15 protein-coding genes are annotated in these 25,050 nt (G+C 40.5%); 10 read left to right on the top strand and 5 right to left on the bottom strand.

Annotation, left to right across the window (positions count from 1 at the left end):
• Positions 1 to 170: 170 nt before the first annotated feature.
• The 7 genes from R2Q66_RS17780 to R2Q66_RS17750 are packed head-to-tail and all read left to right on the top strand — an operon-like array spanning position 171 to position 10,809.
• On the top strand, positions 171 to 3,542 hold the full coding sequence (locus R2Q66_RS17780) for a SusC/RagA family TonB-linked outer membrane protein (RefSeq protein WP_316751493.1): 3,372 nt from the start codon (positions 171 to 173) through the stop codon (positions 3,540 to 3,542).
• Positions 3,543 to 3,560: 18 nt separating this feature from the next.
• Positions 3,561 to 5,003, top strand: coding sequence for a RagB/SusD family nutrient uptake outer membrane protein (locus R2Q66_RS17775; RefSeq protein WP_316751491.1), 1,443 nt, complete (start codon positions 3,561 to 3,563; stop codon positions 5,001 to 5,003).
• An 11-nt stretch (positions 5,004 to 5,014) separates the two neighbouring features.
• A complete protein-coding gene (locus R2Q66_RS17770) occupies positions 5,015 to 5,776 on the top strand; it encodes a DUF4843 domain-containing protein (protein WP_316751489.1) in 762 nt (253 codons plus the stop codon).
• 11 nt (positions 5,777 to 5,787) lie between these two features.
• Entirely contained in the window at positions 5,788 to 7,278 is a 1,491-nt protein-coding gene (locus tag R2Q66_RS17765) for a PKD-like family lipoprotein (protein WP_316751488.1), read from the top strand.
• Positions 7,279 to 7,294: 16 nt separating this feature from the next.
• Complete coding sequence (locus tag R2Q66_RS17760; protein WP_316751486.1) at positions 7,295 to 8,374, top strand: TlpA disulfide reductase family protein; 1,080 nt, start codon at positions 7,295 to 7,297, stop codon at positions 8,372 to 8,374.
• Positions 8,371 to 9,519: a TlpA disulfide reductase family protein gene (locus R2Q66_RS17755; protein ID WP_316751484.1), complete on the top strand. Its 1,149-nt coding sequence runs from the start codon at positions 8,371 to 8,373 to the stop codon at positions 9,517 to 9,519. Before R2Q66_RS17760 ends, R2Q66_RS17755 begins: the two co-directional genes overlap by 4 nt.
• Before the next feature lie 18 nt (positions 9,520 to 9,537).
• Positions 9,538 to 10,809 carry an amidohydrolase family protein gene (locus R2Q66_RS17750; protein WP_316751481.1) on the top strand — a complete coding sequence of 424 codons (1,272 nt, stop codon included), beginning with the start codon at positions 9,538 to 9,540 and terminating at the stop codon, positions 10,807 to 10,809.
• Positions 10,810 to 11,074: 265 nt separating this feature from the next.
• On the opposite strand, the gene R2Q66_RS17745 is transcribed toward R2Q66_RS17750, so the two are convergent.
• A complete protein-coding gene (locus R2Q66_RS17745; protein WP_316751479.1) occupies positions 11,075 to 13,465 on the bottom strand; it encodes an ABC transporter permease in 2,391 nt (796 codons plus the stop codon).
• A 264-nt stretch (positions 13,466 to 13,729) separates the two neighbouring features.
• On the opposite strand from R2Q66_RS17745, the gene R2Q66_RS17740 reads away from it, so the two are divergent.
• A complete protein-coding gene (locus R2Q66_RS17740; protein WP_316751477.1) occupies positions 13,730 to 14,203 on the top strand; it encodes a 3'-5' exonuclease in 474 nt (157 codons plus the stop codon).
• A 25-nt stretch (positions 14,204 to 14,228) separates the two neighbouring features.
• Here the strand turns inward: R2Q66_RS17740 and R2Q66_RS17735 are convergent, their stop codons facing one another.
• The 3 genes from R2Q66_RS17735 to R2Q66_RS17725 form a co-directional block, all read right to left on the bottom strand.
• Positions 14,229 to 15,587: a hypothetical protein gene (locus R2Q66_RS17735; RefSeq protein ID WP_316751475.1), complete on the bottom strand. Its 1,359-nt coding sequence runs from the start codon at positions 15,585 to 15,587 to the stop codon at positions 14,229 to 14,231.
• A 57-nt stretch (positions 15,588 to 15,644) separates the two neighbouring features.
• Positions 15,645 to 16,391 carry a carbonic anhydrase family protein gene (locus R2Q66_RS17730; protein ID WP_316751473.1) on the bottom strand — a complete coding sequence of 249 codons (747 nt, stop codon included), beginning with the start codon at positions 16,389 to 16,391 and terminating at the stop codon, positions 15,645 to 15,647.
• A gap of 172 nt (positions 16,392 to 16,563) precedes the next feature.
• A complete protein-coding gene (locus tag R2Q66_RS17725) occupies positions 16,564 to 20,430 on the bottom strand; it encodes a TIM-barrel domain-containing protein (RefSeq protein WP_316751471.1) in 3,867 nt (1,288 codons plus the stop codon).
• 273 nt (positions 20,431 to 20,703) lie between these two features.
• On the opposite strand from R2Q66_RS17725, the gene R2Q66_RS17720 reads away from it, so the two are divergent.
• The gene (locus R2Q66_RS17720; protein WP_316751469.1) at positions 20,704 to 20,985 is read left to right on the top strand and encodes a CBU_0592 family membrane protein; all 282 of its coding nucleotides are present in this window, start codon (positions 20,704 to 20,706) and stop codon (positions 20,983 to 20,985) included.
• On the opposite strand, the gene R2Q66_RS17715 is transcribed toward R2Q66_RS17720, so the two are convergent.
• A complete protein-coding gene (locus R2Q66_RS17715) occupies positions 20,982 to 21,584 on the bottom strand; it encodes a TetR family transcriptional regulator (protein ID WP_316751467.1) in 603 nt (200 codons plus the stop codon). The two genes, R2Q66_RS17720 and R2Q66_RS17715, sit on opposite strands and share 4 nt — an antisense overlap.
• 239 nt (positions 21,585 to 21,823) lie before the next feature.
• Between R2Q66_RS17715 and R2Q66_RS17710 the strand changes: the two genes are divergently transcribed.
• Positions 21,824 to 25,027, top strand: coding sequence for a TonB-dependent receptor (locus R2Q66_RS17710; RefSeq protein WP_316751465.1), 3,204 nt, complete (start codon positions 21,824 to 21,826; stop codon positions 25,025 to 25,027).
• Positions 25,028 to 25,050: the final 23 nt, after the last annotated feature.

Genomic DNA, 25,050 nt, shown 5'->3' with positions numbered 1-25,050 from the left:
ACCATAATAAGTTTTACAATTACGGGAGCCTGTTAATTTTCGAGGTTTCGAGGCTTCCGCAACTAACCAAAACAACCAAATTTATGAATTTTAATCAACTCTTTAGGCATGGTGTGCCTTTAGTTATACCTAACCAATTACTCCGTACTATGAAATTGATCATTGTGATAATGACTGTTTTTTTATTACAAGTGAGTGCCAAAACCAATGCCCAAAACATTACCCTCAAGCGAGATCGTGCAAGTTTAAAAAGTATCCTGCTAGAGATCAGAAAACAAACCGGTTATACAGTGCTATACGAAACCGAGCAGTTGGATAGAACCACACCGGTCACTGTAAATTTTAAAGACACCCCATTAAAAGAGGTGTTAACCAAAATTCTGGATGAACGGGAACTGGCATTCTCTATCGAAGACAACGCGATTTCCATTAAACCAAAGGAAAAAACGGTGCTAGATAAATTGTACAACTACATCGTAGCTGATGAAATCAAAGGTCGCGTGCTGGACGAAAATGGTATTCCATTGCCGAGTGCCAGTGTGGTCGTTAAAGGGACAAAAACGATTGCCCGTACCGATAAAAATGGTGCCTTTGCTATTGCTGCTGATAAAGGGGCTGTGCTGGTAGTGTCTTATATAGGATATGATCCTTTCGAGTACGCCATCAAAGATAAGGAGCCAATTGTGATCCGCATGAAAGTAAGTACTCTTGCTTTAAAAGATGTAGTGGTGACCGGTATTTTTGAGCGTTCTGCTAAAACCTATACTGGTTCTGCAAATACGATCACCGCTACCGACATCCGTAAAATAGGAAACCAGAATGTACTGGGCATATTGGGTGTTCTCGATCCATCAGTTCAAATTCCACAAGACATTCTAAATGGTTCTGATCCAAATAAAATGGCGCAGATAAAATTGAGAGGGACTTCTAGCTTACCAACCAATACCATCGTAGATCCATTAAGTGTAAGTAAAAATAGAAACAACAAGGATTATTATAGTGCTTATGGCAAACGTGTGGATGAGATCAAAAACACCTACACCGTTAATCCCAACCTTCCTTTATTTGTTCTGGATGGTTTTGAAGTATCCATCAGTCAGATCAATGACCTGGACATCACAATGATTCAGAGTATCACGATTTTAAAAGATGCTTCGGCAACCGCTATTTATGGATCAAGGGGTGCAAGTGGCGTGATTGTAGTAGAAAGAGTAAAGCCAAAGGGAGGTGAGCTCCGCTTCAACTATAAACTCGATTTAACAGTTGATCTTCCTGATTTACACGATTATAATTTATTGAATTCCAGACAGAAATTAGAATCAGAGCAACGGGCTGGTGTTTATAATTCTGACTTAACAAATACAGAACAAGATCTTAAATCCCTTTACAATGATCGATATAAGGAGATATTGCGTGGCCGTGATACCTTTTGGCCTGCAGAACCACTGAGAAATACACTAAGTCAAAGACATGGTTTAACCATGGATGGTGGTACTGATCGCATGACTTACGGTCTGGATTTTACCTACAACCAAAACAGTGGTGTCATGAAAGGTTCAGATCGTACTTCTTATAATGGAGGGGTTTATCTGAACTATCGCAGCGATAAGTTTTTGCTGAGTAACAGACTAAGTCTACAATTTACCAATGCAACCAATTCCCCATGGGGCTCTTTTTCTCAGTATGTGGAAATGAACCCTTATTTTAGTCCTTATGATGAGAATGGTAATGTCGTACTTTATCTGCAACGAAATACGATAGCTAGTCAAAGGGAAGTCTATGGAGATATCTATAACCCGATCTATAATACCACACTGAATGGCAAAGATTTCAGAAAAACTAATAATCTGGTCAACAATACCGCAGTCACCTATAATTTTAGTAAAGACCTAAGCTTAAGAGGACGCCTTTCGCTGACTTCTCAAAACGACAATAGTGAAATTTTCTTACCTGCTGATCATACTACTTTCCGAGCTTTAGGAACTGATATCTTTGAACGTGGTTCCTACACCACCGGCTTTGGTAAACTGTTTTCTTATGATGCTAACATCGACCTGAATTACAACCGTAAAATCGGTAAAAGTCAGATCTATTCCACTTTCAGCGCAAGGGGAAATGAAAAGAGCAATGAAAATGTAATTGTTCAGGTCAATGGATTACCAAGTGCCCTAACCGACAACATCTTTTATGGTAGAAAGTATGTGAACGATCGCCCTTCTGGTTCTGAGGCGACGGTAAGATCATTGGGTTTCTTAGGAAATCTGAACTATAGTTATGATAACCGCTATTTTACTGATTTCTCTTACCGCCTGGATGGCTCATCTGGTTTGGGCTCAGATAAATTATTTGCCCCATTCTGGTCTGTAGGGGCCGGTTGGAACATACATAATGAAGCTTTTGCAAAACATTTACTAGACAATGGAACCATCTCTCAATTGAAATTGAGAGGCTCAATCGGCTTAACTGGTGCACAGCAATTTGATCCATATATGGCCTACCGTACCTATAACTATTTCCTAAAGGAAGCCTATGGAACTAGTATCGGCGCCAGCTTACTCAGTATTGGGAACGAAAACCTGACCTGGCAAAGTACCATGAAGTACAATATCGGGACAGACATTACCTTGTTTAAAAACCGCTTGCAGATCAACGCTGATTATTATTACGATTATACAGATAAGTTTATTGCAGACTTTAACCTGCCATTGTCTACTGGTTTTGAAACCTATAAAGGCAACTTAGGCTCATTGGGTAGCCATGGTTGGGAAGTAAGAACGAGCTTTCAAGCCGTTACTGCAGCCAATTTTAATGATTTCAGCTTAATGTTGATGGGTAACATTGGAAGCAATAATACCAAGGTTAAAAAAATCAGTAATGAGTTGAAGGCACAAAATGAAAAGCTATTGGCCTCCACAATTACCACCAGTCCGTTCCAAAAATATGAAGAGGGACAATCTCTGGATGCGATTTGGGTAGTCCCATCTCTGGGCATTGATCCAGCCACCGGAGAAGAATTATTCCTGAAAAAGGATGGCTCTTCCACTTTTCTATGGGATGCTAAGGACATGGTTTCAGTTGGGGTATCCAATCCTAAATACCGTGGGAGCTTAGGGGCAACAATGGCTTACAAAGGTTTACAGCTGACCACTTATTTTTCTTACCGTTTCGGCGGACAACATTTTAACCAAACGTTGTTAGACAGAGTTGAAAACGTAAACTTGGTAGACAATGCAGATGTGCGCGTATTAACACAACGTTGGCAACAAGCCGGTGATGTAGCCTATTTTAAATCAATTGCCATTCAGGGCGCGCAGACAAATGCCTCATCACGGTTTGTGCAAGACGACAATACTTTAGAGATGACCTCCCTTTCTTTGTTGTACCGCGTAAACCCTTCAAAACTAAAATCATTAAAGTTAAGAAACCTGAATTTCGGAATGTATATGAACAATCTATTCCGCCTAAGCTCGATTAAGATGGAACGGGGAATTGATTACCCCTTTGCCAGAAGTTTCTCCCTTTCTATCCAAACCGGTTTTTAATCCCATCAATTTAAAGTCATGAAAAAACAATATATTTTTTTATTCCTTCTGATCATCGGCTGTTGCTACTCCTGTAAAAAATATCTGGATGTAAGACCGAAATCGCAGATAAAAGAAGAATTCATTTTTGAAAAAGAAAAAGGATTTATGGACGCCTTATCAGGGGTGTATACCCTGATGGCCAGACGAGAACTCTATGGCGACAACTTAACAATGTCCTTTCTGGACGTATTGGCGCAGCGTTACCGCGGAGAAAGAAAGACCAGTCCCTATTATAACGCCATCAATTATAACTATAATAGCGATGATAGAGGTAGTAATAAAGCACTCCTTCCGGTAAAAACTACAATCCGCACCATCTGGCTTTCTTCCTATAGTGCCATCGCCAATGCGAATAATATTTTAAGTAATATAGAAGAGAAGAAATCCATATTTACAGGTAACAATTACAACCTGATTAAAGGGGAAGCCTTAGGTCTTAGGGCATTTCTTCACTTTGACTTGCTGCGGATGTATGGTCCAATGATTTCTGAGAACCCATCAGCAAAGGCAATACCTTACCGTACCCTATTGAGTAGGGAAGCCCAGCCTCTATTGCCAGCAAATGAGGTTATTAGATTGATTATTGATGATCTTTTAGCTGCAGAGAAATTGCTGGAACAAGATCCGATAGTAAGCGGAGCTGCTAATGATAATTATGATTTTAATGTAGCCAATAGAAAGTTCAGAATGAACTATCTAGCCGTACAAGCAACCCTGGCCAGAGTATATCAGTATAATAATCAGCCTAATGAAGCCTATGCTTATGCGAAAAAAGTAATTGCCTCTGGCAAATACAGTTTTGTAACCAGTCAGGAGGTTTCTGAAGATGGCTTTTGTCGCGATCGAACTTTTAGGAACGAGCAATTGTTTGCCTTGCAGATCAACAATATGAAAAAGTATACGGATGACTATTTTAATGTAAATCCTAAAACATTTGAAGGCATTCAACTCAATAACGACAACACAGTAATTGAAGCCTTGTTTGAGAATTCAAGTACCGATTACAGGCGACAATACCTATGGTCAAGTACAGAAGGTAAATTGATCAGTACCAAATATCTGCAGCTGGAAAATCGAGCAGGATTCTGTGTCTGGCCTAAAAATGTAGTGCCGGTGATGAGGGTAAGCGAGGTTTATTATATCGCAGCCGAATGTTCGCCAGACCTCAATGAATCAGCTGACCTGATTAATGAGGTACTGAGCCACCGTGGCCTGGATCCGTTAATAGGTATCAATAGTAAGGCCGCCTTACAAGAAGCCTTAACCAAGGAATACCAAAAAGAATTTTTTAGTGAAGGACAATTGTTCTATTACTATAAGAGGAACAAATTCAATAAGATTCCAGGTAGTAATGTAGCTGCAAACAGCAGTGTATATGTATTGCCTGTGCCTGAAGATGAGTTGATTTTTAATAACTAATTGAATCAAAAATGAAGAAATTACTAATCCTGTTAATCATATGTGGAATATTTGTGGCCTGTAAAAAACAGGAGCTACAGCAATATTCCGAAAAGCCAAGAATCTATCTGAGATTAGAAAAGATACCTTTTTATGGCCCATTCCCAACAGCAACCGCTGGAAATTTAAGAGTAGACTACCTGCCACAAAATAGCAGTAAGAAAACGGATACCCTGGCCCTAACCTTGCAGGCGAGCGGCACCGCTTCCAGTAGCCCTAGGTCATTTATTCTGGAGCGAAGTGGCAATCCAGGGAATGCCATTGAAGGTGTGGATTTTGACTTTTTGGACAAGGATTTTGTCATCCCTGCCGGGCAGTATAAAACCAGCATCCGGGTGGTGATAAGACGAAGTCTAAATATGACCCAAAAAGAGGTGTCTTTTGCCTATAATTTAAAAGAGAATGAGCATTTCGAGCTTGGACCGAAAGCAGATAGTACCAGATTTTTTAGTGATAGCGGAGTTATGAGTTTGGTCGCCATTAATTTCATAGCCAGGGACATCGCCATAAAACCGGCCAATTGGGACACTTTTATTGCGACTTTTTTTGGTGCCTATAGCGAAGTAAAATACCGGTTTATCATTGATGTGTTGGCTAAAATCAGCTTCCCAAGTGATACTCAGGTTTCTTTAATGAATGGCAATAGAACAAAGCTGAGAACTGCACTGACTAAATACAATGCCACGCATCCTGAAAAGCTTAAAGATGAGAATGGAATTGACATTTCTTTTTAAAAAGTATCCATATGAACAAGATATATAAAACCACCTACTGCATCGCCTCGCTATTGCTGGTATTGCTGAGTGCCTGCCTAAAGAAAAATTTAGGCGATTATGCCCCTGATAAAGTAAATAACCTGACCATCAACAGCAGCCTTAAAGATGCTTACCTGGTCAATGTAAATGATGTATTGAACGTGAATGCTAAAGTGGAACAAAGTAAGGGCGACGGTGATTTAACCTATAAATGGTATTATTACCCCGCAGCAAGTGATACAGAAGCTGAAAATATTGAGTTGAGTAATACGGCAGAGCTCAAAGTTAAAATTGATATGGCTACTGGTTCCTATATTCTGGTAGTAGAATCTATGGATAATAAAACCGGGGTCAAAGCCTTTAAAAAGATCAAATTAACGGTGAAGAGACTGACTTCAGAAGGTTGGCTGCTACTGACATGGAAAGACAATAAAACGAACCTGTCTATTGTGAGTTCTGAAAATGAGGTGTTCAAAGACTTCCTGGTTCCTTCAAGCGAATTTCCAATCCATACTAAACCTGAAAGAATATTTTGCTTAAATCATTGGAATCGTGCCATTCAACCCATCGTAATTCAAACCGCAGAGCCTAAATTGTTCTTCCTTGACCACAATACTTTTGAAATACATAACGACGAAAATGCCGCTTTTAATGGTGGAGCAAGTCCAACGATTACGCATTTTGATGCCGATCTGATTTTTAGTACTTATTATATGTGGGATAAGGATGGTTTGGTATACCAGAGTGATGGAGGTGGAAATGTAAATTATCCATCAGGATTTGATCAGCCAATGACAGGTAATTACAAAGCATCAAAAATATCTTTTCCTGTCGTATCTGGCTATCCAGTGAGCACCGTTTTCTACGATGAGCAATCGAAAGGTTTCCAGTATCAACCCTATGAGCAGAATAAATTGTTACCCTTCCAAAGTAAACCTGTTAATGCCCCTTTTAGCATGAGCGACTTTACTGATGAGATCAGGTTTACAGCTTTGGGCGCTGGTAATAAGACCTATATTGTAGGTAAAAATTCCAAAGGAGAGCATCATTTGTATACCCTGGAGCTAGACAAAGCGCTGGATATATATCCAGCATCTTCTGTAGTTAAATTGGACATACCAAATAATGTTAGCCCTTCATTTTATGCAGTCTCAGGGAAATTACCATTGCTTTATTACATCATTGACAATAGCCTCTACCTCTATAAAATGGGCGAAAAGAAATCTTTGCCGGCATTGTATACTTTTCCTGAGGAAGAGACTGTGGCAGCCTTTCAGATGTTTAGAGAAACCATTAAAATGAATGAAGCAGTAAACCCCTTGGTGAATAACCGTTTGGTAGTTGCGGTAAATAAAGGAGCAGAAGGCATACTTTATACTTTTGATTTATCGGCTACCGGAGCGTTAAAAACCGGTAGGTATGCGACAAGGAATGATGGGTTCGATACCATAGTTGACATGGCTTATAAAGAGTTACGCTAATCATAAATACCTGGAAATGATAAAAAAACTAATGATGGCCATGCTGTATATCAGCATGGCCTTGCCTTCACTTGCTCAGCAGCGCATAAAAGGTAATTCGAAAATATCCATTAACGCAGCTTCGAAATTTAACAATGTTAAACTCAGTATTTATCGGGAATGGCCGACGCGAAAATTAATAGATACACTGCGGTTAAAGGAAGGTCAGCAAGAGCTCTCAATTGTCGATAGCTTACCGGCAGTATATTCTTTCAGTATCAGAAAGCCCTATGCCAATACCAATGTTTTACTGGATGCTAAGGGCGCGACCATTTCTTTCAATGATGCCGATACAAAGGTAAGCGGTGGACAAATGGAAATGAGTTTGCAAAAGCACCATAGTTCTTTGGCCCCCCTTGAAAAGGAATGGCAAGGGCTGGGAACTGCCTATGGGAAGGAATCTGATATGGAGCAAAAAATTCTCCTGGAGAAAAGGATAAAAACAATAGCCGAGGAAGTAATGGTTCAAAGGTTAATGTTTATAAAGCAAAACAGGAAGAATACTGCAGGGGCCTGGATGGCCAGTAGCTACGCTTTTGCCTGGTCGCCAGAGGTATTGAAAGAACTGATACCCTTATTTCAAAAACAAGCATGGGCAAATACAACTTATGCCCAATTATCGGCCAAACTCGCAAAACACAATTCAATACAGATGACTGGTAAAAAGGCACCTGCATTTACACTTCCCTCTATGAAGGGGAATTCGGTGTCGTTGGACAGTGTTTTGCAGAAAAACGAATACGTATTAATTGATGTATGGGCTTCCTGGTGTACGCCATGTAGGGCAGCGAACCGTAAGCTGGCTCCGGTATATGCCAGATTGAAAAAGAAAGGAATTGAGTTTGTCTCCATTTCAGTGGATGAAAACCATCTTGCCTGGGAAAAGGCAGTACAAGCAGATAAAATCCCATGGATTCAACTGTTGAGCGACAATGCCATGAAAGGCAGTTTCGTTACCAATTATCAGGTAAAGTCATTACCAACCACCTTTTTACTGAACAAACAAGGAGTAATCATTAAACAGCAAGTAGAAATCGCTGATCTAGAGAAACTATGAGAAAAATATTAATAGGCTTATGCCTGCTTTTTGCGGTTAGCGCTACCGCGCAAATTAAAAAAGTAACCATTGAAGGCGAAGTAAAAGGCTTAGGAAACAATGAGCTGATGTTGTTGAATGTGGATCAAAGTGTAATTGAAAAGACGCAGACTAAGGATGGTAAATTTCAAATTATCGCTGATATGGAGATCGGTGATATGCGAATGTATTCCCTGTATGCTCCTTCAGTGGGACCTTTAGGTCCATCCATGAGTAACCCTATACTCTCTTTTTTTGGATGTGGAACCAAAATTAAAATTCAGGCATTGCTGAAAGATAAAAACCTGTCAATTGTTTCTATTAAGGGCTCAGCATGTCAGGAGGAATACGATAAAATATATAAAGGTTTGAGGGCAAATAAAGCCATAGAAGCGGCATCTAAGCCCTATAATGAGGCGTTCAGGTTGTACAATCGTGTAGCAAAAACTCCGGAGAATAAGGCCAGATTAAACGCTGCAGGGAAACAGATGGATTTGTCGTTTGAGCAAAAGCAGGAAGAAATTAAGGCCTTGGTTCCAAAACATCCTAAAAGTATGCCAGTAGCGGTGATGGCAAGTCTTTACACAATGCATAGCGATGATGTCTCAGAAATGGAAGCTTTTTTAGCGCAATTTGATCCCGCTATTCAACATTGCTATTACCTGAAACAAATTCAAAAGAAAATAGCCCGTTTAAATGCTATTGCTATCGGTGCTCAAGCACCAGATTTTGAGTTGAAAGACCTGGAAGGAAAGCTGATTAGCTTAAAAGATTTTAAAGGTAAATATGTGCTGCTGGATTTCTGGGCAAGCTGGTGTGGCCCTTGTCGCAAGGAAAATCCGAATGTAGTCAAGGCTTACGAGGGGTATAAAGCTAAAGGCTTTACTGTACTCGGTGTGTCCTTAGATGCGAAGGAAGCGGACTGGAGAAAAGCGGTTAAAGAGGATGGAATGCCATGGACGCAGGTCATCAATGATAAAAAAAGCAGGGTGAATGCTTTGTATGAGATCAAAGCAATTCCTGCCAATTTTTTGATTGACCCAAGGGGGAAAATCATCGCAACGAACTTAAGAGGTGCTGAATTGGAAAAAGCACTGGAAAAATTTATAATTAAGGACATATTATAATTTCATAAAAAATCAGCAATGTATAAACTAAAAATATTGGTGTCACTATTGTTGTGGCAGGGGGCGATATACGCTCAAAATCCGAAAAAAATTTTATTGAAAAACGCAACTATTATTGATGGTGAAGCGACTGTGAAACCGCGCATTGGATCGGTGTTGATCGAAAATGGAAAGGTCAAATCTGTGTCCTATGTACCTATGAAAGACATCAGCAGTCAGACAAAAGTGATCGACTGTACCGGTAAGTTTATTACTCCCGGACTAATGGATGCTCATGTCCATTTGGGGACAGCTGACCTGAAAAATCTTAAAAGAGCGCATGCTACAACGGATAGCATCATGGGAAATCTGTTAAAACATGGCATCACTACCGTAAGAGATATGGCGGGTAATGCCCCATTTTTAGCGGAATGTAAAAGGAAAGTTCAGGAAGGTCAGGTTGCCGGACCGGAGATCTTTTACGCGGCTCAATTTGCCGGTTCCGGCTATTTTAAGAAGATTGGAAATGGACGGGATGGTGGAGTAGATTTGGGCAATTCTGCCTGGTATAGGGCAATCAATAGTAAAGCTGATGTTAAGCCTGCGATTGCTAGTGCAAAGAAAGCCGGAGTAACAGGGATTAAGATATATGCGGACCTGAGTAAGGAGCTGATCCTGGAAATTACCAATGAAGCACATCAGGCAGGGCTATTGGCCTGGGCGCATGGGGCCATTTTTCCTTCGAAACCAATGGATGTGGCAAAATCCAATGTGAACAGTATGTCGCATGCCAATGATCTTGTTTTTCAGCAGATCAAAGGAGATACGATTGAAATCGGAGCGGCCTGGGCACAGCTTTACAAGGGCTTAAAGCTAGATGATAAGGTTCGCGACCAATTGTTATTGGAAATGAAAAAACGAGGCACATTTTTAGATCCTACCGTTTTTCATGCGGAGAACAACAAAATGGTAAATGCGGTATTGATTACTCGTCGTGCAAATGAACTGGGTGTAAAGATCGTGACCGGAACTGATTGGATTTATCCTACCAAAAATGAAAGCGTTCCTCTGCTTGATGAAATGAAACTTTTGTTAGGGAAATGTGGTCTTTCTCCACTACAGGTTATTGAGGCAGCAACATGGAATGGGGCGTTGGTTACCGGATTAAAAGACAGGGGCCTTATTCGTGTTGGTAAAAGAGCCGATTTACTGATTCTAAGTTCAGACCCATTGGTATCCTTGAATGCTTTTGAGCGGCCAGAAATGGTGATCAAACAAGGTAAGGTCGCGGTTTCATCAGCAAGACTATAGCAGCTTTTGAAACGAAAAAAGGCTCCGGCGACGGGGCCTTTAGTGTTGGTCATTTGACCAAACAACTATAGGGATAATTATAGGAGAGCAATTTAATAGGTATGTAAGAAAATCAGATTGCTCGATAAGAACTGTTAATTTTCTTCGTTGTCATTAAATGAAATATTCAGAATATTGGTGAAATATTTGTAGCTACGACTAGATGCTTGTATTAGTATAAAAGGACCCTTTAAGCATTGATAAGACAAATCTCATGAAAATATCCTTACTCATACTTAAGTGCATCAATGGTATTGGCTCTTGCCGCCTTATAAGACCTGATACTAACTGTGATCAGGGTGATCAGCATAGAAATACACATGGCCAGCACAAAAGGCCATATACTCAACTCAATCCGATACGCAAAAGTAGACAGCCATTTCGACACAAACAGATAGGCCAGGGGCCAGGCCACCAGGTTTGCCAGAAAAACCATCATTAAAAATGATCCGTTCAGCATTTTAACCAGTTCGAACGTTGAAGCGCCCAGCACTTTTCTAATGGCAACCTCTTTAGTCCTTTGAGCAGCAACAAAGGAGATCAGACCGAATAAACCAATAAAAGAAATGAAAATGATTACCGTAGCAAAAACCTTAAATAATATACCCATGACTGCTTCACTCTCATAGTAACTATTGATCCGTTCTTCTACAAAGCTAGATTCGTAAACACTGTTTGGATAAGTAACATTCCATAAGGCTTCAATTTGTTTCATTGCAGGGACCATCAGGTCGCCCTCCAGCTTTATGGCTGCATTCCAATAATCATCCTTATCTGCAGAAATCACCAGGCCGGAGATATTTTCTTTTAAGGATTTGTCATTATAATCCTTTACCACACCAACAATGGGGATACTGACATGGGAAGCCTTAAGCATTTTGCCAATTGCATCCTGAGGATTCAAAATACCCACTTTTTTAAGAAAGGTTTCATTAACCACATAGCCATTGGTCGTGTCACTTTTCGTAAAGACTTTTCCAGCAATAATTTGTAGGTCAAACAGCTTAAAATAGTCTTCGTCGGCTTTACACATCCTGACTTCAAAATCTTTGTTCTTCTGTCCGTCAAAGACGAAATCAGTCGAGTTTACGTCCTGAGACAACGGAGCACCCATACAATAACTCAAGAGCTGTACGCCTGGAATTTTCAGAATCTTCTCTTTGAACAACTCACGTCTGCTATTACTGGTGCTATCTCCGGGGATGCCGATCATGGCTACCGCATTGGAATTAAATCCCAAAGGTTTTTGCTGTAAATACTCCATTTGGCGGACAATCACTAAGGTGCCGATAATCAATATGATGGTAATTGAAAACTGTAGCACCACTAAGACCTTTCGCAGGCTCAAGCCACTGTTATTCAGGGAAACCTTGTTTTTTATGGCCAGTGCCGGATTAAAACCTGATACCACCATTGCCGGGTAAAAGCCAGCTAAAAAGCTAACAAATATCACCAAAACCGCTATAAATACAAAAATAACCGGATGTCCAAACAAGCTGAATGTGATTTGATTTTTGAAAAGATTTTCCATGGAAGGAATCGCAAGCTCAGTAAGTATACAGGCAAATAATAAGGCGATGAGCACCAAAGCAAAAGTCTCCGTTAAGAATTGAACAATAAGCTGTTTACGTTTACCGCCCATTACTTTACGAACACCAACTTCCTTAGATCTGTTAACCGCCTGAGCAGTATTTAAATTAATAAAGTTGATGCAGGCCGTACAAATTAAAAATAAGCCAATGATGGAAAGACCATAAATCTGGTGTTTGTTAATCGTCGAATTGGCGAAATTATCATACAGTTCAGAAAAATGAATCTCTCTTAATGGCTGAAGTCTGTTCATTTGATTACCTGCAATATGCTGGTCAGCATAATGTGTTTTATTGAATTTCGCCAGTGTCTCCTCCAGGTCTGCACTTTTTAGCCCTTCTTTTAGCAATACATAACTGCTGTTGCCAGAGCTTGTACAATCCCAGCAGGTACTATTTCTTTCCGGAGAATTTTTGTAGCTAATGACTATTTTTAAAGGAAAACTGCTGTTTTGAGGCATATCCTGAAATACCCCCGTAACCTTTAATTCTGTTTTATTACCAAATGTGATGCTTTTGCCAACCGCATTTTGAGTGTTACCGAAATATTTTATGGCAGTTGCCCGCGATAAGGCCACTGTATTAGGCTCTTTTAAAGCTTCTGATGGAGTACCATAGGACCAGTCTATTTGAAGTACCTCAAAAAACTCCGGTTCTGCATAGTACACATCTTCCCTTGTTTTTATGATTTCTTTGCCTGTTTTATCCTTAACATGAATTACATTTCCCCCTTTGGCGATTGCGCCGATTTTCTCTATGCCCGCAATTTCATTTCTGGCAGCCGACGTAACAGGGATGGGTACACCGGAAGAATAATCGTCGAAAGAATTGTATTTCCAATCGGTAACCACCCGGTAGATCCGATCCTCATTTTTATAGCCTTCATCAAAACTCAGCTGGAAACGGATAAAGATAAAAATCAGGATACAGCTTGCCATGCCAATGGAAAGACCAAGGATGTTAATCAAGGTGTAACTCTTATTTTTCCAGAGATTACGCAATGCGATTTTTAAATTGATCCTAAACATATAAACAGGTTATTTCTCCAGGCATTCGCTAACAATATGCCAAACCTAAAAATAGGCAATAATCAACCCTTAGGTCACATTCAATAATTTTAAACTGTTCGTAAACGTACAGCGGCTGACCGGAAATGCACAATTTAAAGCGGAATTCAACTCCATTTGTAATAGATACACGGACTGCTAAGGCACTTTCCTATCCGGATTAACCCTTTTTAATCATTACTTTTGCCAGCGCTTTTAAAAAAGCATTCCACCGTATTCTAATTTATGAAACATAATTTTACAGCAATTGATTTTGAAACTGCCCAGGGGAAACGATGGAGTATTTGTCAGGTAGGCCTGGTCCGTGTTGAAAATGGGATCATTAAAGAAACCATTAACCGCCTGGTTTGTCCGCCAGACAATATTTACTTCTACCGGAACACAGAAATCCATGGCATTACCGCCGAAAGAACGCGTAGATCACCGGATTTCTCTACAGTCTGGAAGGAGATTTCTTCTTTTATTGACGGACAAACGGTTGTCGCTCACAATGGTGCTTTTGATTTTAGCTGTCTTACACAAACCTTAGACTATTATAAAATTGCCCAGCCCGTATATGAGAAGCAGTGTACCTATAAGATCTACGGACAGAAATTAGCCGCCCTGTGTCAGGAATACCGGATTCCCTTGAATCATCATGATGCCTTAAGTGATGCGCTGGCTTGTGCAGAATTGTATAAAAGACATTTAAATAAATAGTTATTTCTCTGCTTTCGCATGGCGATTAAGCCATGCCAGACAGTTCCCCTAACATCACGCATTCCAGCATAAAGGTATAGATCAAAGCGAATAATAAACAGTACCAGAGGATGTCAATTTCTCTCCTCCATTTAATCATAAATATGGCTACTACAAAGAGGGGAGTGGTACAGAGGTAAATACCAACGAAGTTAAGAACCACCGCTAAAGGCGCCGTATAATGATCGCTGATGAACAAAGAAATAAACATTTGCGCCAACCATACCGCAATAGGGAGGGTAAAGCATAATACCCACTTCCATACCAATTTCATGGGCAGGATCTCAGGGTAGGTCTTTCGGTAGTTTTTCACAATAAGCACCACCATCAGGGCAACCAACAGTAGCAATACCACCAACTGGACATACTTCTTCGTAATTGTATCTGCCCGGGTACTTACCTGGTCAGACAAGACCAGCCGGCCACCTTCAAATTTCTCAATTAATGTATTTTCTCCTGCCAGGAAGGTTTTTTTAGTAATCAGCGTGCTTGCAGTATCCCGAAAGGTCCAGACAGCATCTTCAATCCCATCTTTATAAAAGCCCTCAATCAATACCTCATTTCCCTTTTTCCGGACGAATTTACCGTCTAAACGGCCGCCCTTAAATCGGAGGGAATCCTGGTAATCCGGGGTTTTAATACTTAACAGGGTGATTTTTCCTGGTGTCATCGACCCTTCAATCTTTTGCATCTGATTGCGGACGGACTCCTCCAGCTCTTTAAGGGCTATGTTTTTTTGGTAGTCATCATATTTGACAGGACGTCTGGTGCCCACAAGTTGTTTCACCTCCACCACAAGCAGGGAGTCGAAATGGTAGACTGCAAAATCCCCGTCATAATAGTTGGAATCAGGCACTACACCAGACTTAAAAAGTACATACTGTGGCTGATCGAATCCCTGAAAATACCTCGGGGCGCTACTCGCACAAAATGCAAAAAAGGAAAGTACCGCAATAAAAGAAGGATTAAGCTTCAGATTCAAAGCAGGAACCTTTAAATGGTACCAGGCCAATGGCAACATGAGCAACGCCATAAGATCTGTAGGATCTACGACCCGCTGTATGGGAAAGAAATACCTGCTGAAAATAGCAATGAAAGCAGCAGAAGATTCACTTTTCCAGTAGATAAAAAACAGCCCGCTAAGAAAGAACACATGGATCTTATGCTTAGGGAAGAACACAGACCAGAAGATCGGGAAGATAAACAAACCACAGAAATCAGATAGCTTGCCTGTAAATACATTATGAAATGCTTCTTTTAGATAGAAGTCGTTGAGCATCAGTAGTAAAAGGCAGGCCAGGAAAGGTAAAGTCGTTAATGGTTTTAATCGATTGAAGTGGCTCATACTTGATTAGCGTTTCAATTGATACCGAAATAGCGCTTTGGTAACCCATTCAGGAGGTCAGTTCCACTCTACTTTACCAGTTTCCATTTTATAAATAGCCCCAACGATTTTAATTTCACCTTTGGCCTCCATTTCTTTTAGAATAGGACTATGCGCTCTAATATCACGGATACTAAGCTTTATATTTTCAAGGCAAATCTGATGAACATAGCTTTTATTTGCGCTGGTTTTTTCACCTTCGAATGTTGCATCTGTGGTTACTGCACGACGAATTTTGGAGAGTAAAGCGGTAATGTTACCGAGCTTTACATCGTCAATTGCTGATTTTATCGCGCCACAATGTTCGTGACCCAGCACAACAATCACTTTTGAACCGGATACTTTACAGGCATATTCCAGACTTCCTAAAATATCCTCGTTTACAATATTCCCTGCTACTCTGGCCACGAAGAGGTCTCCAAGTCCCCGGTGGAACACATCTTCCACAGGTACGCGGGAATCCAGACAGGATAGAATAACGGCTTTAGGGTATTGTCCAAGTGCCGCTTCACGAACTCTAACCGTATTATTACGAATGGTTAAGGCATCGGAAACAAACTCTTCATTGCCTTTTTTTAGAATGGATATGACGCTGTCAGGGCTTAATGCAGCCTGTTGTGCAGCTGTTAAAACCTTTTCAGAAAGTACATCTGTACTGTCAATTTCGATTTTTTCTAGTTCGTTTGGTGATTTAGTTTTGTTTTGACAGGCAACTAAACCAGTTATCCCCAGGAAGGAGATCATCAGAAGTTTTGAAATGCTCATTACACTATGGATTTGAGGTTATTCTTTCACGAAAACATTTGAGGAATCAGCTAGCTATTGGGTATATTAAGTTAGTGTTTTTTTTTGAAAGAATTAAGCTGCAAATGAAAAGGCCTCTGACCTTCGATAACTTATCAAAGGTCAGAGGCCTGATTAATAGGAGTTAAAAAGCTTAAAAAGTAACGCTATTCAGGTTTTTATCAACCAATAAACCATCAATGGCTTTAAGGTCAAACTTCAACTTACGTTTAGCTTTCAGTTTAATGATAAACAATTCTGTACTACCGTTTAAAGCTTCTTTGTCACCTAAGTTCACAAAAGTAGGATACAAAGCTTTCTTACCGTTGGTATGTAACCTATCGTAAGTCATGTTTTCCATGTGCTTCGCGTTCAAAGGTTGAATACTCACAAATTCGTAATCAGCAGCATTATATGGTAAGGCAAAGCTTAAAGCATTCACAGATTTAAGGTTATTTCCTTTCACTTTAACCTCGATGATTTCATCCTTGTTATAGTCCTGTTTTGCAGTGCTGATAGCCAGTTTACCGGCAACCTTATCAATTTTAGCATCCATATTCACACCACCATCGATTCTTGTCGCTACCAATGAAATATCATAAGCGTCGATCAATCCGTTTTTGTTGATGTCACCATTGCTGATATAACCTTCAAAATCACCGTCACCTGATCTTAAACCAGTATAGTTCATGTAAGAAGTCAAGTCATTTCTGTCGATCAGACGGTCATTGTTGATATCTCCAGGTAAGTAACTCTCTGTTCCGGGAACTTTGAATACGTACAATTCTCTACCAGAACCAAAACCACCAACACCTTCAGTAACCGCCATTTTAATATAACGGGCCGATGGATGCGTAGGGAAGTTAAATACCTTCACCTCATCTGTATTTGCCCAGGTAAACGGACCAACTGGCGTCCAGTCTTTATTGTTATTGCTATAGAATACCTGACCTTTTAGAATGATACCATTTCCTCTTCCGGAACGTGGAACGTAATGGAATTTATCCAGCTGGTTGATGGTTTTTAAGTCCATGACCATTTCGAATGGTAAGGCATTTACACCCCATTTCGTATGCCAGTTATTACCTTCATCAAAGTCGAACAACTGCGTGATTTCAGAACCTTCCTGATCAGCTGCGGTAGATTGAGCAGTGATGCCCTGAATCGCAAATTCCAGTGGGTTAGATTTCGTTGTTGCATTAAATTCCGTCCATGCCGATTGACCATCTTTATTTACCGCACGCAGTTTAAAAGAATAAGCAGTTTCAGCAGTTAAACCATCAAACAACAAAGTAGTATCTCTGATCGTCGTATAATGCATATCATTGAAATCAATTTCATAGAAATCTGCATGGTTTACTTTCGACCAGGTTGGTTTCAACGTATAAGCTTCTTTATTTTTCTCGGTCACCATTGCATTAACCGGAGCAGTTAAAGCTCCTGTAGAGATGCGCAATTGATCTACCGGCTCAAATTTGAAGCCTTCAATCGTGGCAACAACCGGATTTACCGTGATGTCAGTCGCGCTTACTTTAATCAGTAACTGAGGGTTTTTAACCATCGCTACTTTTTCAAACTCGCTTCCTTTAGTCGCAAATTTATTTAAGTTCGGAGCAGCATCATAGAAATATACATTGTCTTTGCTTAAGAAATCAGCCATCGAATTAACTTCCGTTAACTTGATTTTATCCTTGCCAACTTTCACTAAAACCTTCTTAGGTTTCTGCGAAACATTGATTCTAAGTTCAGTCGCTTTCGCTTTTACAAAACCATCGAAATCACCTGTTGCAGGGTGGATTGTTACCGTAGCACGGTTCTTTTTGTCTACTTCCGATTCAATTAAACTGGAAGCACCTTTACCTGATTTATATTGTTCTGTAGTCCCATCATCATCATATTCTGTGAATGAACTTTTTCCCGCTGGATAAACCTCATAAATACGAACAGCTTTGTTGATTTCCGTTACATTGTTATTCGGATTAGTCAATGGAATAATTGCACCGTTCTTAACGAATACCGGCAATTTCCAGATTGGCGTTGCAAAACTGTTCAGGATCACATTACCCGCATATTTTTCTCCGGAGAAATAATCAATCCATGAACCCTCAGGAAGGTAAATACCATTACGAATGTCATTGCCTTTCTCATCAGATTTAGTCGCCTGATAAATCGGAGCAACTAAGAAATTAGGACCATATAAAAACTGATATTGGGTTGCCGGACCTTGTGTGTAAGCGTTTGGATATTCCAGGAACATCGCTCTGATCATTGGTAAACCTGTTACCGCTTCTCTTGCAATACTGTAAGCATAAGGCATCAACTCCGATTTTAACTTCAGATAAGTACGGTTGATAGAAGTAGCCGGCTCCCCTAAAGCATGTGGATACTTTTCATTTGATCCCCAACCGTCCATATTCAATTGCATCGGCGTAAAGGTTTTCCATTGGAAGTCCCTGATATTTACCGCCACATTTTTACCACCAAAAATACCATCTACATCAGAAGTGATGTTTGGTTGTCCTGATAAGCCAGAACCTAAGTAAGTAGGGATATGGAAACGAATGTATTCCCAAACACCACCGGTTTGATCACCAGACCAGATGCCTGCATAACGTTGTGTTCCTGCCCAACCATCTAAAGAGATGATGAAAGGACGGGCGTCATTGCCGTATTTAGTCATGATTTGCGCCACATCGGCCACACCGTTTAGTCCGAAAGAATATCCGGCACCAACCCAGGCCACATCTGTTTTCAAGACGCGAACACCAGCTTCTTTTACCTCTTTCAGGATGTCACGTTGTAATAACGCAGAAACTTCTGGTTTAGGATGAAGGTCTGATTGTGTCCATAAACCAATCTCTACACCGTTCTTACGGGCATAGTCGCCTAAACTTTTCAGGTTTTGAATGTTACCGTCTAACGTTTCCGTCTGACCATAACCAGCGCCGTAACCATCATTTGGAAGCAACCAGCCAAAAGGCATGTCGTTCTTTTTATAACGATCAATTACCGCACGTGCAGAAAACTGGTAGTTGTTTTTTTCTCCGTTTAAGGATTCTTTGATTCCACCGTTGTCTTTCTGACTTTCTTTATAATGTTTGCCATCTTCGAACAGCATTCCTTTTTCATCTGCTTTCCAGAAATCGCGGTTATACGCATTTAAATGCCCCTGGTAAAAACCGAACTTCGGTAACAATACCGGATTTCCTGTCAATTGATAAAAATCTTTCAAAAGAGGAACAGCACCATCGCTGGCCATTAGAAATACATCCAGGTAATTGGTGTCATGTGATAACTTCACAATACCTTTTTCTTTCGCTCCGAAATCATATTTACCTTTATTGAAGGTATGCCATAACAGGCCGTAACCGTTAGAAGACCAGTAATAAGGCGTAGGGGAGGCTACTCCGCCATCCGTCCAGCTGTTCTGGTTTTCAATGGAAATCGCTCTTCCTTTGTGGGAGAAACGACCGTTCTGAACACCACCACCGTAGAAATATTCTTTTGGTGTTTCTTTAAAAGTTAAAATCACTTCATTCTTTTCAAAACGAACAGGTGCCGCTTCTTCCAGAACAACCGTGTTATTGGCCAGATTAATTACTTTTAAAAGATTCGTGTTTTTATCTATCTGAACCGAAATTTTATCGGTAGCAATCGTAATCAGGTTGTTTTCGTCCGTCAGATTTAATTTTGCAACTGCTCTTCTTGGGTTTTCTACCAGAATTTTGGCTTCCGGTTTAGCTACCGGATCTCTCATTACCCCGCCATTATTGTCCTGGAAAAGTCTGAAAATCTGATCACCGTAGAAGTCAAATGTTAACTTTTGTTGGTCAGAAAATACGATCTCAATCACAGTCGGACTAATCTTTTTCGCAGAAATGATCTTATGGTCTTTCTGTATAACTTGTTGTAAAGTAAGGGGTATGGTTACTGCTCCTGCATTTAATTGGGAAATCAGTAAGGGAAGTGCTAAGGCAAGCAAAGCGGTGTTTTGAGGTTTAAAACTCCAAAATATTTTCATCTTAATTGTTTTAGTAAATCTTCGCGGACGGCTGGAATCCACAAGAATCTAAGGGATTCCTGCAAGGTCATTCTGAAAGCTTTCGTTGAAGCTGCCAATATAGAAATTATCTGCTGGTTTTTGCTTTTGCAAAATTGTATTATTTTAGTGTATAACTTAACGATTTGATAATGCGGAGGCTAAAAATCATAAGCCAGTATTAAGTTTCCAGGCAATTATGCGCTGGTTATAAAAAAACTGGTAATTTGCTAACTATTAAAAACAGGGGGAATTATGTTTCAAATTGTAATCACGGGGCTAGGCTGGCTCGGCGTTATTTTATGTACACTTGGCTATTTGTTGTTGAGTTTAAAGGTGCTGACCTCAGAATCACTGAACTTTCAGGCACTAAACATCATCGGGGGATTATGCTTAGTAACCTCAGCACTGCAAAGTAGTGATATGCCAAATGCAGTAGCCAATCTACTTTGGGTGTTTATTGGGATTTATGCGGTAGGCAGGCGCTTAAAAGTAAGGCAGGCTGTTAAATTAAATAGAGTCTCCGAAAAGGATTAAGGCGTCCAGGCGCCACTTAAAATAAAATAAGCTTTGCCTTTATAGTATTCCAGTCTTTCTGCATAAGCTTTTTTATCGCTTTCCAAAGAAAGATAGAAATAGGCGCCATCCACCAATACAAAGATCAGATCTGCTGCCGTTTTTGCATCCGGAACCTTGATCAGTTGTTTTTCATGACATTGCTCAATCATCGTGGCCAAAGCAAGGCGCAGTGAATCTAAAATAGTCTTGTATTTTGCCTTGATCTTTTTCTCCCGAAATGCCAATGCATAAAAGGTGTAAAATAACCCATCATCAAACAGCAAGTTCCACTTCTTGGAAAAAAGCATCTCAATCACTTTGTGTAAGTCCGCAAGCGTCACGGCTTCTTTATTCTTAATGGTATAAATCAATAAATACCGGTCAAGAATGTAATCAATCAGCGCATAAGTGAGTTCTTCTTTGGTTTGAAAATAGTGAATGATCAGGCTCGGATTGATGTCCATCACCTTGGCTATCTTCGCGATTGAGGTGTTTTCGTAACCCTCTTTCTTGGCCACTTTATAAAAGATTTTTATGATTTCTAATTGTCTGGTCTCTTTGAGACTTTTTCTGCCCATGTGGAATTTCTGATTGCTCCAAATTACTGAAAACTAAACCGTCTTCACAAATTATTTATTTTAAATTGAATGTATGTTCAATTAATTTATTTGTAACTTCCTGTTAATATTGTTAGTAGATCTTTGCCGCGCAGCAGACAATATCATGAACCAAACCAACCAAACCAACCAAATGAACTAACCAATCAATCTACAAAACCAATCCAAAGAAAGCACCAACCTAAAATCTTATTGTAATTATGAAAAGAAATCTACTACTGATTTGCTTGCTACTTTTTGGGGCAAGCGGTTTCGCTCAGAACATCACTGTAAAAGGTGAAGTTAAGGATGCCGAAACCAAAGGGCCTATTCCCTCAGTTAATGTGAGTGTGAAAGGAACGGCCAACCGGACCGGTACTAACGGAAATGGGATGTATACGTTAGCTAACGTAGATCCTAAAGCAATCCTTGTTTTTTCCTATATCGGATATAAAACAGAAGAAAGATCCCTGAATGGGAAAACCCAGTTAAATGTAACCTTAACCCCCGATTTCGGCAACCTTGATGAAGTCGTGGTGGTCGGATTTGGTTCTAAAAAGAAAATCAACATCGCAGGAGCCATCGACCAGATTTCCGGAAAAGAACTCGAGTCCAGACCGGTTGCCAATGTGATGCAAGGCTTGCAGGGATTAAGCCCTGGATTAAGTATTTCCTATGCCGGTGGTGCGCCAGGCTCGGTTCCCAAGATCAATATCAGGGGCTATACCTCAGTAAATGGTGGTTCCCCATTGGTGGTCATTGATGGAATTCCTGCTACAAGTAACGACGATATGCTGAGGTTAAATCCTTCAGATATCTCTTCTTTTACCGTATTACGGGATGCCGCTTCTTCTGCTATTTATGGGGCCAGAGCTGCTTTTGGCGTGATTTTGATCACCACCAAACAAGGAGAAGCAGGTAAACAAGTCATTACTTACAATACGTTCACTTCCCGGGGCAAGCCAACGGTGTTGGCCAGACCGGTAACCGATCCTTATATCTTTTCCAGAGTATTAGAAACGGCCACCGACAATACGCCATGGGATTATGTAAACTTTTCCGATGAGTATTATAAATGGGCGAAAGAAAGATCTGATGATCCTTCCCTTCCGGATACCCGTTTAGACCCTGCGGATAAAGCAAAATGGGCTTATATGGGTAATAACGACTGGTATAGCTATTTCTTTAATGATGCGAGTATCTCTCAGAGTCATGCGGTTTCCTTATCTGGAGGGGCAAAAATTAATGATAAACCATTAACCTATTACTTGTCTGCGGATTATGCAAAAGACAATGGTTTAAACAAGCTGGCTCCGGATTACTGGAGTAGGTATGGCTTACGTACCAGAGTTGGCTTTTCTCCTTTAAGCTGGCTTAGATTAGACAATAACCTTAACGTTTATCAAACTAAACGCGAAGAACCCCTTACAGATATCAGAGACCTTTATTACCTGAAACCAACTGATGTGGCTAAAAATCCGGACGGTACCTGGGCAAATACAAATGCCGGAAGATTGGCTGCCAGGCTGGTAGATGGGGGTGGAAACACCGGTAATATGTTTGGTTTTCAAAACGTAACCAGCGCTGTTGCGACCTTTTTTAATGGAGAATTGCAAGTAAATGGTGATGCTTCCTTTAAAAGAGAACTCTGGAGATACCATAAAGACTCAAAGAAATTTAAAATAGGTTACGGTCCCGGCGATATCAGAGAGGAAGGTGGTAATGGTTATGTCAGAGAAAGTAATAATTATCTGGCCAATTCGGCTTTTAACTTATACACTACCTATAAGAAAACCATCGGTGATCATGCCTTCAGCGCTATGGTTGGCTATAACTCGGAGATCTACGATTACTCCACTGTAAATGCCGAACGCGATTTACTGATGTCTTCTTCGCTTCCTTTTATTGGCTTAACTACCGGACAAGCGCTCATTGAAGCAGATTATAATGCTTATGCAACCAATAGTGTGTTCAGTAGGATAAATTACACCTATAAAGACCGCTATATTTTGGAAGGAACCGGACGTTATGATGGTTCATCACGCTTCCCGGTAGCCAGTAGATGGGGCTTTTTTCCTTCCGCTTCCTTTGCCTGGATTGCAAGTTCAGAGGACTTCCTGAAACCATTAGCACCAGTGTTATCTGTCCTTAAATTAAGGGCAACCTATGGTAACCTCGGCAATCAGAACGTAGGTAACTTCGATTATATCCAGACCCTACCAACTGAGAATTCTAAATATCTGATCGATGGTTCGATACGTCCGGTGATTAAAGAAGCTCCGAAATTATACATCGACCCAAAGACCTATACCTGGGAACGCGTATCAACGCTGAATCTGGGAACAGATATCGGCTTAATGGAGGATAAGTTCCTGATCACTTTTGATTATTATATCCGTGATACTAAAGGCATGCTGGTAGCCGGACAAGAGCTGCCGGGTGTGATTGGAACCGGTGCGCCAAAACAAAACGTCGCAGATTTAAGAACCAAAGGCTGGGAATTATCGGTTACTTACCGTGACCGCTTCGATATCGCAGCTAAATCTTTTAACTTCAGTACTAAATTTTTCCTTTCCGATTCCCGTTCCAAAATCACCAGCTTTACCAATGCTCAAAACTTGTTTACCGATTTCCGCGTCGGACAAACCATCGGCGAGCTCTGGGGACTGGAGAGTGATGGCTTCTTTAAAGATAAAGCAGAAATTGCGGCCTTAGATCAAAAGGATATTGTACCATGGGGAGCCCTGGATATTGTTCCGGGATGGCCAAAATATAAAGACCTCAATGGTGATCATAAGATCGAAAGAGGTTTAAGTTCCGATAATCCGAAAGACCTTAAAGTAATCGGAAATACCACAGATCGCTATAGTGTTGGTGCAAATATCAATATGGACTGGAATGGTTTCGATCTTTCTATTTTCATGCAGGGCGTATTAAAAAGAGATTTTTACCCACACCATTACCTGTTCTGGGGTCCTTATCAGCAGCCTTACGCAAACGTATATCCATGGAATTTAGACTTCTACAGAGGGGTAGCAGATTCTCCTGAACAAAGAGCAAAACACTCCGCTTCTTATATCGCTGCGGGACTGGCGGATGTGAATTTAGATTCCCAATATCCGGTGATGCAATCCTGGCTGGCAGATGCCAATGCTGGTGGCGGTCTGGATATTCCACAAACCAAATACCTGTTAAACGGTGCTTACCTGAGGATTAAAAACATAACGCTGGGCTATACCTTGCCTAAAACATTAACCAAACGTTACGGGATAAACCGTTTGCGCGTTTATGTATCTGGCGAAAATATGTATGAATTTTCTGCCATAAAGAAATTCATCGATCCGGAGTCTATCAATCAAAGCACAAGTGCCTGGGCATATCCCTTCCAGAGAAGGTATGCTGTTGGCTTAAACCTTGACTTTTAACAACGTATTAATCATCATTTGAA

This window comes from Pedobacter gandavensis (genome assembly GCF_032677645.1).
GTDB classification, from domain to species: Bacteria; Bacteroidota; Bacteroidia; order Sphingobacteriales; family Sphingobacteriaceae; genus Pedobacter; species Pedobacter gandavensis_A.
The sequence above is the reverse complement of the archived record's forward strand: the minus strand, read 5'-3'. Positions and strand labels throughout refer to the sequence as shown.

Coding starts and splice junctions, on each gene's coding strand:
- R2Q66_RS17765 (WP_316751488.1), top strand. CDS start 5,788: ATGAACAAGATATATAAAACCACCTACTGCATCGCCTCGCTATTGCTG.
- R2Q66_RS17775 (WP_316751491.1), top strand. CDS start 3,561: ATGAAAAAACAATATATTTTTTTATTCCTTCTGATCATCGGCTGTTGC.
- R2Q66_RS17750 (WP_316751481.1), top strand. CDS start 9,538: ATGTATAAACTAAAAATATTGGTGTCACTATTGTTGTGGCAGGGGGCG.
- R2Q66_RS17730 (WP_316751473.1), bottom strand. CDS start 16,391: ATGAGCATTTCAAAACTTCTGATGATCTCCTTCCTGGGGATAACTGGT.
- R2Q66_RS17780 (WP_316751493.1), top strand. CDS start 171: ATGACTGTTTTTTTATTACAAGTGAGTGCCAAAACCAATGCCCAAAAC.
- R2Q66_RS17720 (WP_316751469.1), top strand. CDS start 20,704: ATGTTTCAAATTGTAATCACGGGGCTAGGCTGGCTCGGCGTTATTTTA.
- R2Q66_RS17725 (WP_316751471.1), bottom strand. CDS start 20,430: ATGAAAATATTTTGGAGTTTTAAACCTCAAAACACCGCTTTGCTTGCC.
- R2Q66_RS17770 (WP_316751489.1), top strand. CDS start 5,015: ATGAAGAAATTACTAATCCTGTTAATCATATGTGGAATATTTGTGGCC.
- R2Q66_RS17715 (WP_316751467.1), bottom strand. CDS start 21,584: ATGGGCAGAAAAAGTCTCAAAGAGACCAGACAATTAGAAATCATAAAA.
- R2Q66_RS17760 (WP_316751486.1), top strand. CDS start 7,295: ATGATAAAAAAACTAATGATGGCCATGCTGTATATCAGCATGGCCTTG.
- R2Q66_RS17740 (WP_316751477.1), top strand. CDS start 13,730: ATGAAACATAATTTTACAGCAATTGATTTTGAAACTGCCCAGGGGAAA.
- R2Q66_RS17735 (WP_316751475.1), bottom strand. CDS start 15,587: ATGAGCCACTTCAATCGATTAAAACCATTAACGACTTTACCTTTCCTG.
- R2Q66_RS17745 (WP_316751479.1), bottom strand. CDS start 13,465: ATGTTTAGGATCAATTTAAAAATCGCATTGCGTAATCTCTGGAAAAAT.
- R2Q66_RS17710 (WP_316751465.1), top strand. CDS start 21,824: ATGAAAAGAAATCTACTACTGATTTGCTTGCTACTTTTTGGGGCAAGC.
- R2Q66_RS17755 (WP_316751484.1), top strand. CDS start 8,371: ATGAGAAAAATATTAATAGGCTTATGCCTGCTTTTTGCGGTTAGCGCT.